Source organism: Parabacteroides chinchillae (assembly GCF_900108035.1).
GTDB lineage: Bacteria > Bacteroidota > Bacteroidia > Bacteroidales > Tannerellaceae > Parabacteroides > Parabacteroides chinchillae.
In genome coordinates, this window is the sequence record NZ_FNVS01000028.1 from 1 (window position 1) to 9,156 (window position 9,156).

Sequence of the window (9,156 nt, forward strand, 5' to 3'; positions counted from 1 at the left end):
AAGAACATCCTTGATGAACTGAAGGCTGGGTATGACTATATAATTATAGATACTCCCCCCGCTCTTGGTTTGGTAACAATCAATGCTCTCACTGCCGCTGACAGCGTGATCATATCAATCTGTGCGGAAACTCTTCCTCTCCGAGGATTGGTGATGCTCGATGAAATGATAGGAGACATCGCTCAAAGCATCAACAAGGGGCTTCATGTTTCTGGCATCATAATCGCCAAGTACAATCGGCGCAAACTTGATAATGCGGTTATCGAGGCTATACGTGAGAAGTATGGAGATAAGATTTACAAGACCTATGTGCGGACTTGTGTGTCGGCGGCAGAAGCTCCGACCTATCGTCAAAGTGTTTTGGACTATGCTCCGGGATCAACCGTTGCGGAGGATTATAGAGCACTCGCAAAAGAAATAGACAATCAAACAATATAAAAATAAATAAGTATAACAATATATAAATTAAACAATATAAAAAGTATGGCAAAAAAGACATTGACATCAGGATTGCTTGGTACAGTGACAGGCTTAAGCAAGGAGGCTGAATCAGTATCTACTAATTCGGCTGTTGCCCCTGTCGAAATGCCAAAAGAAGTGGCACCTGAAATACCGGGACAATCCGATAAGCGCAGACCGGGAAGACCGTCTGCCAACTCTGGAGAACCGGAGATATGTGTGACATTCAAACTTCCGGATTCACTTGCCCAGGAAATAAAGATGCTTGCCGTGGTTGAGCGCACAACTCAAAAGGAGATCATAACGGCAGCATTGAAGGAGTATGTTTCTCAAAGGGTAAAATGACAATATAAAAATATTTCAATATATAATTGAATAAATAAAACAAGTTATATTGTTGTTAATTGGAGCGGTCACAAATGCGGTCGCTCCAATTAAATTCTTGTATCTTCCCGGTCTGAAAAAGGAGTTGATTTGTGTATGTCGAAAGGAATGACTATTTTTGCAAAGTGTAAAAGAAAAACATATTGATAATATACGCCCCCCTAATGGGGCACGAGGAACGAGTGCCCCTCTGTTCAAAATTTTAGATTATGAGTATAGACTTTAGTAAGGTTGACTTGAATAATTTTGATTTCGATACTCTTTCTGCGGATGAGTACCGGGAGTTTCTTCAGGCTTGGTCGGATTATCATGGTCGGCTGAACCGTGTTTCTGTTGATGTGTTGGAGCAGGAGTTTGAGCGTAAATCCGATTATCTTCAGTGTGGGGAGCATTATGAATTGTCAGAGCTTTATCCTGATGAGTTTGTCGAGTTGTTGTTTGAGAGGAAAGCCTTTGAACAGGGTGAGGGGATTATTCCTTTTGAGGAAGTACAGAGTTATGAATACCAGTTGTGGTTAAAGCAGAAGATCCGGAACAAGGCTTTGAGGTCAGAGTCCTCCAATTCAGATGATTCACAGTCAGAGAAGATAGACTATAGTGGTTATCGTATGTGGAGATATAATCCTGTGGTCTTCTACAAGGATGGAAAGAAGAACAGACATAGGTTGTTGCTGAAGGATGATGGCGAGAGTCTGAGTTTCCTTAGTGGGCGGGACTTTGCGATATTGTCCCCGGTGACTTATGTAGGGCGCACCAACTCTTATAGGAACGCTCGGTTTCTTTATGCCTTTGCGATAGATCTTGACGGTGTGAGTATGCACGAGATCCGGATGTTGTTGCGTGGTATGACAACGGGGGTTTATCCTGTTGCCAATATCATAGTTAATTCCGGACATGGGATTCATGTGTATTACTTGTTGAAGCGTCCGATTGAAATGTTCGCCACCCGTCTTGATGCGTTGAATAAGATGAAACGAGGTTTGACCAAGATTGTGTGGCTCGTGTCAAAACTTGGTGCGGAGAGGGCGCAGGTTCAGAGTGTGGTGCAGGGTTTCCGTGTGCCGGGAACCAAGACAAAGTTCGGCAAACCTATCCGGGCATTCTGGAACCGTTCCGCGCCCATGCACACGCCGGAGGAACTGAATAGCTTTTTAGGGCGTGCTTTCGGATTGTCTGATGAAGAACTCGGACAGTTGACAGATAAGACTCCGCATAATCCGTCCCGTGTGACGCTGAAAGAGGCGCAGGAACGATGGCCGGAGTGGTATGCTTCCCGTGTCATAGGACGCCGCAGGGTAGGTAAGAAATGGCAACTCAATCGTGGTCTGTATGATTGGTGGCTGAATATCCTTAAAGACGGTCAGCAGGTGGAAGTGCATCATCGGTACTGGTGCATTCTTACATTGGTTGTCTATGCTGTCAAATGTAGCGTACCCCGTGATGAAGTCCTTGCTGATGCCCTATCCTTGGTTCCGGCTTTTGACCGCAAGACTGAGACAGTGGATAATCCCTTTACGGAGGACGATGTAAACGATGCCATGAGAGCGTATGACGAGGAATATAACAAGTGGCCTATTCGGGTTATTGAAACAACTACAGGAATACGAATAGAAAGAAATATCAGAAAGGGACGTAAGCAACCACTTCATTTGATGATTGCTCGTGCAAGTCGGGATGTACAGGCATTGGCAAAAGGTAAGACAAATTGGTATGAAGGTAATGGACGTAAGAAAGGTATTAAGATAAGTGCGGATAAGAGTTGCCATGCGACGCTTATAAAAGAGTGGCGAGCGAAGAATCCGGATAGCAAGAATAAATCTTTGTGTGCCCGGGAGACAGGACTCTCAAGACCAACTGTTACCCGGTGGTGGGATTCTGCCGTGTAGGAACCACTAAAACAATAAAACATTAAATAAATAAAACAATATATATTGTTTTATTGTTGGGCTTGCGAGTCCGTTTCATAGTTCTCTTCAAGAACCATAACCATAGTATGAATGTTATTTGTAAGGAAATATTTACGCCTGAATATTCAGGAAGAATAATTTTCAGAAATATGAATTTTCAAATCAAATAACAAATGCTTTATCAATGGATGAAACAGAAGAAGAAAAGGGTGATTTTTTAGAAGTCAGAAAATCTTTTGAGAAAGATCCAAGAAAGGTCATTGAGATAGAGATGGACAAGGATGGCAGATTCTCTGAGAGAACTCGATATGCTATGGAGAATACTCTGAATTTAAGCCTGCTTTCACCCCCTGAAGGCCCGAAGCTGGCGAGTGAGGCAGAGGCTCTGTTTGTGCTGTCAAAGCGCGGAATTGTTTTGGAAACAACAGAAGCTGATTTCATAGAGGGATATATCTCCCCTATGGTGTACCGTTCTTCCTCGATGAAGTTCCCGCAGGTTCCAATCGCCCCGAAGTTCGTGAAGATGATTAAGGATATGAATGCCGGAAGTGGTGTCCCACACGCTACGATCACATCTACAATCAACAACATACTCGACCGCTTTTTCAGTGGGTATTTGCTTGTGAGTAACCGTGTCAAAATGGGATACGGCAAGGTCGAGGAATAGCACAGGTATCCTCCGGAGGTCAGTTGTTTCAGGCGGTTCCATCGCTTGCGCGAGAGCAAATTTTTCAAATTTGCCATAGCTTAATAGGGCAAAATATTGGCGAAGCCACCGCATCCACTCCGTTGGGATGCTATATTTAACCCTATTAAGGCATGAGGCTTCGCCCCCTACAACCCCCACAAGGGGAGTGTCCTCTCCCCTTTGAACCCCACCGCCGGGATGACCCTTCCCGGACCCTCGGACAAGGGCTTCCAGCCCCCGTCACCCCTGGGCAGAGAGTGACCCTCTCTCTGCACTCTCCGGCAAAGGGAACAGCTCTGCGGCCGCCGTTCCCCTTGCATCCCTTCCCGGCCGTTTCCGTCCACCTTCCACTGAAAATATATGAGCCACTATACAGTCTGCCATTATGAGAAATGCTACGGTCCACCGGTATCCTACTCCACCCATATCGAGAGGAAGAAGGCGGACGGAACGGAGCATGTGCCGTACAACATCAAGCGCAGAGACCTTACCAAGCATAACAAGGAGTTTATAAAGGAAGCCCGGGAGATTGGCCGCAGCGCAGCCATCGAGAAAAGGCTTGATGCTGTCCGTCATCAGAAGGATGCCGACGGCAATGAATACGAGCGCAAGATCCGGAAAGGTCAGATATGCTGCATCGAGATCCGCATGAGCGCATCGGTCGAGGGTATGGCTGAGATCATCGAGCAGGGCAGGCTGATGGAATGGTGCCGGGAGTCTATCAAGTGGGCGCAGAAAGAACATGGCAAGGAGAACATCGTGAGTGCGGTTCTTCACATGGACGAGGAGACTCCGCACCTTCATGTGTCTCTTGTTCCTGTTGTGTCCGGAGAGAGCAAGAAACAGAGGACTACAAAAAAGAGAGCCGCCAAGGATAAAGAGAAAGCGGAGAAGAATGGCGAGGAAGCCCCGAAGAAGAAACGTCGCTACAAGAAAAAGGCGACAGTGGAGACCTTGCGGCTGTGTGCCGATGATGTCATGACCCAATGGGATCTGAAAAGGCGGCAGACAGAGTATGCTGTTGCGATGGCTCCATTCGGACTGGAGAGAGGTGAGGAAGGAAGTCCTGCCAAGCATAAGGATCTTGCCCAGTATTATAAGGAGCAATACGAGCTGCAACGCGGGCGGCTGGACGAATTGCTCAAGGAACTTGCCGGACAGGAGGATCTGGTGAAGGAGAAGAACAGGGAGATTCTTAAAAAGGACAGTCAGATCCGGGAGCAGGAAAAGGAACTGAACGAGACCAGGAGTGAACTCACTGAAAAGAAAAATGAGATAGCCCGGCAACAGCAGCAGCTCGACAAACTTCTTCCGTTGATAGTGAAGGCGCAGGACAGGCTCGACACTTACACTGAAGCCGGAGAATATGCCGAGGGTCGCATCGAGTCCGCTGACCGTCTTCTTCAGGCTGCAGACAGCAGGGAGAAAGAGGTTGCCAAGGTTGAGAAGGAGGCATTGGATAGGATAAACAACGCCTCGATAAGTTTCCTTGCCAAGAAAGAGGTGGAGAGGCTTGCAAAGGAGAATGCGGAGCTGAAATTGCTCGTGTCCGGCAACGCCACCGCACTGGAGAGAGAAGCCGCTGCCACTCGGCATGAGAAAGCCGGAAGAGAGAAGGCGGAACGGGAACTGCAACATCTGAAGGAAACCGTGTCCGGCACACAGACCGCACTTGAGCGCAGACATCCTCTTGAAGCCCGGTTGATAAGGGAGCTTGTGTCGATTGAGATTAAAGATCCGGATTATCAGGATGCCATTCTTTCGGGTAATACCTTGACATGGAAGAAATATCCGTTTATGGATCCGGCGACAGGAAAGAGGATTCCGGAGGAATATGCCGATAATATCTCCGTGAGGATTGAAGGACATGGAGAAGACTCGTTCATCTCCATGTGCGGTAAGCGTATCTCCGATTTCTTCCGGGATATCTGGGCAAAGGTGAAGGCTGCACTTGGAATAAAGCAGCGTCAGGAGGAAGAGAAAAGGAAGCAGCAGACACAAAAGCCGGACACCGGACAGACTCAGGAACCTCCGAAGAAAAGCAGGGGAAGGCGAATGTAGGGATAATGCGTCCTTACAGTCGGCTCGCCGTATAAACCGTAGGTGCGTAGCCTAATACGCACCAGTCAAGGACAGGTGCGCTTCCATGATTGGAGCCGATGCCGGACAGCAAGCTGAATCAAGTTGTTTTCTTGCGTTTGTCGATGGCTCTGTAAAGGGTTGCCCGGCTAATTCCGGTTGCCTTGGTTATCTCATCTATCGAGTGCAGCTTTGAGTCGTACATCTTCAGAGCGGTAGATACTTTGCTTTCATCAGACTTGGGTCTGCCTCCCTTTCGTCCTCTTGCCCTCGCAGCTTCAAGTCCTTGCCTTGTGCGCTGCCGTGTGAGATCTCTCTCAAACTGTGAGAGTCCGGCAAAGATTGTGAGCAGCAGATTACCCTGTGGTGTGGTGGTGTCGAGCCATGTCTCTCTTAGTGATTTTATCGACGCTCCGGCTTCATGTATCCTCTCGATGATTGAGAGTAGTTCCTTGACGGAACGCCCCAGCCGGGTAAGTTCCGTTATTATCACGGTGTCTCCGGAACGGAGTGAGTCCATCATCCTGTCAAGTTGTGGACGCTCCTTTTTTATACCTGATATCTTCTCACTGTATATCCGCTCACATCCGGATTGGGTGAGCAGATCTGTTTGCCCATCGAGGTTCTGCCCGGTGGTCGATACTCTTGCGTAGCCTATAATCATATTTTTTAGTTGCAAAGGTAATTAAAAATATTCACAATCTCATTTGTGTGTTCATTAAGTGAGAAATTAACGAAGATAATGAACGCCCAAATGAATATTTTTTATTAACTTTGCACTGAAATGGAAACAAGATATCGAAATATAATAGGGCGGCAAGAAGAATTGAGGATTCTTCTTGATGCTGTAAATTCAAGAGAATCAGAATTTGTTGCCATATATGGGCGCCGTAGGGTTGGGAAAACATATCTGGTAAACAAGGCTTTCAAAGGACAATTCGCTTTTCAGTACACTGGGTTGGAAAATAAAAATAATAAAGAACAACTCGAAGCCTTTCATATGGCCCTGATAAATCAAGGTTTGCGGAAGTGTCCTAAACCTAAAAATTGGATAGAAGCTTTTTATCAATTACAACATCTTCTTGAATCTGTTAAGACTGACTCTTTGGTCAATGGGAAGAAGGTGGTATTCCTTGATGAGTTACCTTGGATGGATGTACCGAGAGCCGGATTTGTAGAAGCATTGGGTAACTTTTGGAACAGATGGGCCGGATGGACAGAGGACATCGTGTTAATTATTTGTGGAAGTGCAACTTCTTGGATGTTCAACAAGGTATTCAGAAATCATGGAGGTCTGTATAATCGCATTACCAAGCGTATTCCTGTATATCCGTTTTGTTTGACGGAATGCGAACAATTATGTAAAAGTATGAATCTTGGATGGAACAGAAAACAGATTGTTGAAGCCTATATGATCTTAGGAGGTATTCCCCATTATTGGACTAAATTCAAGAAGGAACAGAGTCTACCTTCAAATGTCGATAGACTTTTTTTCAGGCGTGGAGCAGAGATGAAAGAGGAGTATGGTGCATTATTTTCATCTCTATTTTCTCATCCGGAAGCATATGAGGCTGTTATCAACAGCCTATCTCAGAAGAAAAAAGGATTAAGTCTAAAGGAGATTTCTGAATTATCAGGTTATAAGCTATCTGGCAGATTATCTACAATTCTTAAGAATCTGGAATTATGTGGATTCATTGAGAAGGTCAGTCAACCGAACAAGAGAAAGAGAGATGCGACGTATCAATTAATTGATAATTTCGTACTGTTCTATCATGAATTTATTCTTAAGAAGGAAGTGGAATCAAATTATTGGAGTACTCATGTCAAGACTCATGCTCATTCAGCATGGAGTGGATTGGCATTTGAACGAGTCTGCTTTCAGCATAGAAATCAGATAGCGAAGGCATTGGGAATATCTGGAGTATACACAAGTTGGTATGCATGGAGTGCAGAACCAGATAAAGAACATGGCTATCCCGGAATGCAAGTAGATATGGTTATAGATCGCGCGGATGATGTCGTGAATCTGTGTGAGGCAAAGTTCTCAACAAAACCATTTGCCATTACATCGGAATATATGGAGGATCTTCATATGAGACAGGGACGGTATCAAGAAGAAGTAGCACCTAAGAAAGCTGTACACCTTACGATGATAACAGTTTCAGGAATTGTTGATAATCCACAAAAATATGAGATTAACTCATTCGTGGAGCTTGATGACTTGTTCCTTCCTTAAACGATGTAAATTCAAGGAGTAGGTTGCTTATTATAGAGATATAGAAAAATTTTTCTATATAAAATATTTTCTATATGATACCCGGTATCTGGTATATCGTTGGAATATATACCACTTTTGAGGTGGTATATTCAGAGGTTGGTGGTAAATTTGGGTATATAAAGTATCCGATATTTGGCTATAAGTGGGTCAAAATACCCACTTATAGCCAAATATCGGATTTAAGATGATGATTTACAATACTAATAAAATCGAATTATAACCAAAAGTAGGTCAATTATCCCACTTTTGGCTATAATTCGATTTCACTTTAGGTATTCAATCTCAAAACTCAGGGCATTTGCCCTGTTTTGAGTTGATGATTTTGAGATGGCTTATGAAACGGTATCTGGCAGGTATATTTCCATCCAAAGATAGTTTGCCGGGCAGTCTCAAAAACGGTGGTATTTACTATTTAGAATTGCATAAAAATTTATCCCCATTTTCAGGGATAGATTTAAAAACGGAGGAGGGGAAGAATCGTATAAAAGAGGCTCTCTGTTCTTTTGTGAATATACTGTTCGATCTAAAAGATGAGAAATTGCGTCGAGAACAGGTACGGTTAAGAATGAGAGAAAAAGGTCTATCAGACGAGGATATCCAATATTGTTTAGGATGAAATATTTTTATAAGATGAACGAGGGGACAGCCAAAATTTTGGCTGTCCCCTCGTTCATCTCAGATATTTTTATTAACTTTGCAACAATAAAACAATATAAAAAGAAAACAATAAACAAATATAGCAATATAAATGACTGAAGATAGAGTGGAAGAGCTCAAGAGAATATTGCAGCAGAATGAGGTGAGTGTCGCCAATGCTCATGAGGCTTTGGAGCACCATCTCAATCAACTGCACCGTCTTGGGGCAACCTTGGAAGATAACGTGTGTGAAGTCCTCAGGAAAGTAATTGTTCAGGCAGAGGCTATCGAGGAACTTGACCGAATAACAAATTGGACATGGCGAAAATAATAGCGATAGCCAACCACAAGGGTGGTGTGGCTAAAACAACGAGTTGCGTAAATATAGCCGCAGCCTTGGCAAAAATGGGCCGTCGGGTATTGTTGGTGGATGTAGATCCACAAGCGAACCTTACGAGCAGTTTCACTGATGAAAGCAAGATAGAGGCTTCAATCTATGATGCAATGAAAGGTGCTCCGGCTCCAATCATGCACATATCAGAGAACCTTGATTTGATACCATCCCACATAGATCTTGCCGGAGCAGATATGGTGTTCAGTAATAAGATTGCCCGGGAACAGATCTTGAAGAACATCCTTGATGAACTGAAGGCTGGGTATGACTATATAATTATAGATACTCCCCCCGCTCTTGGTTTGGTAACAATCAATGCTCTCACTGC

General features: G+C 44.5%; 10 protein-coding genes. 9 read left to right on the forward strand and 1 reads right to left on the reverse strand.

Annotation, left to right across the window (positions count from 1 at the left end):
- The 5 genes from C4S38_RS15460 to mobV all read left to right on the forward strand — a co-directional run.
- Nucleotides 1-438, forward strand: a 438-nt coding sequence (locus tag C4S38_RS15460; RefSeq protein WP_146059497.1) for a ParA family protein, incomplete at its 5' end; no start/stop codon positions are given.
- Between the two features lie 45 nt (nucleotides 439-483).
- A complete protein-coding gene (locus C4S38_RS15465) occupies nucleotides 484-804 on the forward strand; it encodes a hypothetical protein (RefSeq protein ID WP_103984457.1) in 321 nt (106 codons plus the stop codon).
- Nucleotides 805-1,052: 248 nt separating this feature from the next.
- Nucleotides 1,053-2,729, forward strand: coding sequence for a hypothetical protein (locus C4S38_RS15470; protein WP_103984458.1), 1,677 nt, complete (start codon nucleotides 1,053-1,055; stop codon nucleotides 2,727-2,729).
- A gap of 205 nt (nucleotides 2,730-2,934) precedes the next feature.
- Nucleotides 2,935-3,417, forward strand: a complete 483-nt coding sequence (locus C4S38_RS15475) for a hypothetical protein (RefSeq protein WP_103984459.1) — start codon at nucleotides 2,935-2,937, stop codon at nucleotides 3,415-3,417.
- A 381-nt stretch (nucleotides 3,418-3,798) separates the two neighbouring features.
- Nucleotides 3,799-5,499, forward strand: coding sequence for a MobV family relaxase (mobV, locus tag C4S38_RS15480; protein ID WP_103984460.1), 1,701 nt, complete (start codon nucleotides 3,799-3,801; stop codon nucleotides 5,497-5,499).
- Nucleotides 5,500-5,617: 118 nt separating this feature from the next.
- Here mobV and C4S38_RS15485 read toward each other — a convergent pair whose 3' ends face one another.
- Nucleotides 5,618-6,181 (reverse strand): recombinase family protein, encoded by a 564-nt coding sequence (locus C4S38_RS15485; RefSeq protein ID WP_103984461.1) that lies wholly within the window; start codon nucleotides 6,179-6,181, stop codon nucleotides 5,618-5,620.
- Nucleotides 6,182-6,301: 120 nt separating this feature from the next.
- Between C4S38_RS15485 and C4S38_RS15490 the strand changes: the two genes are divergently transcribed.
- The 4 genes from C4S38_RS15490 to C4S38_RS15505 all read left to right on the forward strand — a co-directional run.
- Complete coding sequence (locus tag C4S38_RS15490) at nucleotides 6,302-7,756, forward strand: AAA family ATPase (RefSeq protein WP_103984462.1); 1,455 nt, start codon at nucleotides 6,302-6,304, stop codon at nucleotides 7,754-7,756.
- 376 nt (nucleotides 7,757-8,132) lie between these two features.
- Entirely contained in the window at nucleotides 8,133-8,414 is a 282-nt protein-coding gene (locus C4S38_RS15495) for a hypothetical protein (RefSeq protein ID WP_146059498.1), read from the forward strand.
- A gap of 132 nt (nucleotides 8,415-8,546) precedes the next feature.
- Nucleotides 8,547-8,765, forward strand: coding sequence for a hypothetical protein (locus C4S38_RS15500; RefSeq protein ID WP_103984464.1), 219 nt, complete (start codon nucleotides 8,547-8,549; stop codon nucleotides 8,763-8,765).
- A partial coding sequence (locus tag C4S38_RS15505; RefSeq protein WP_200817989.1) for a ParA family protein occupies nucleotides 8,753-9,156 on the forward strand: 404 nt, incomplete at its 3' end. The genes C4S38_RS15500 and C4S38_RS15505, both read left to right, overlap by 13 nt.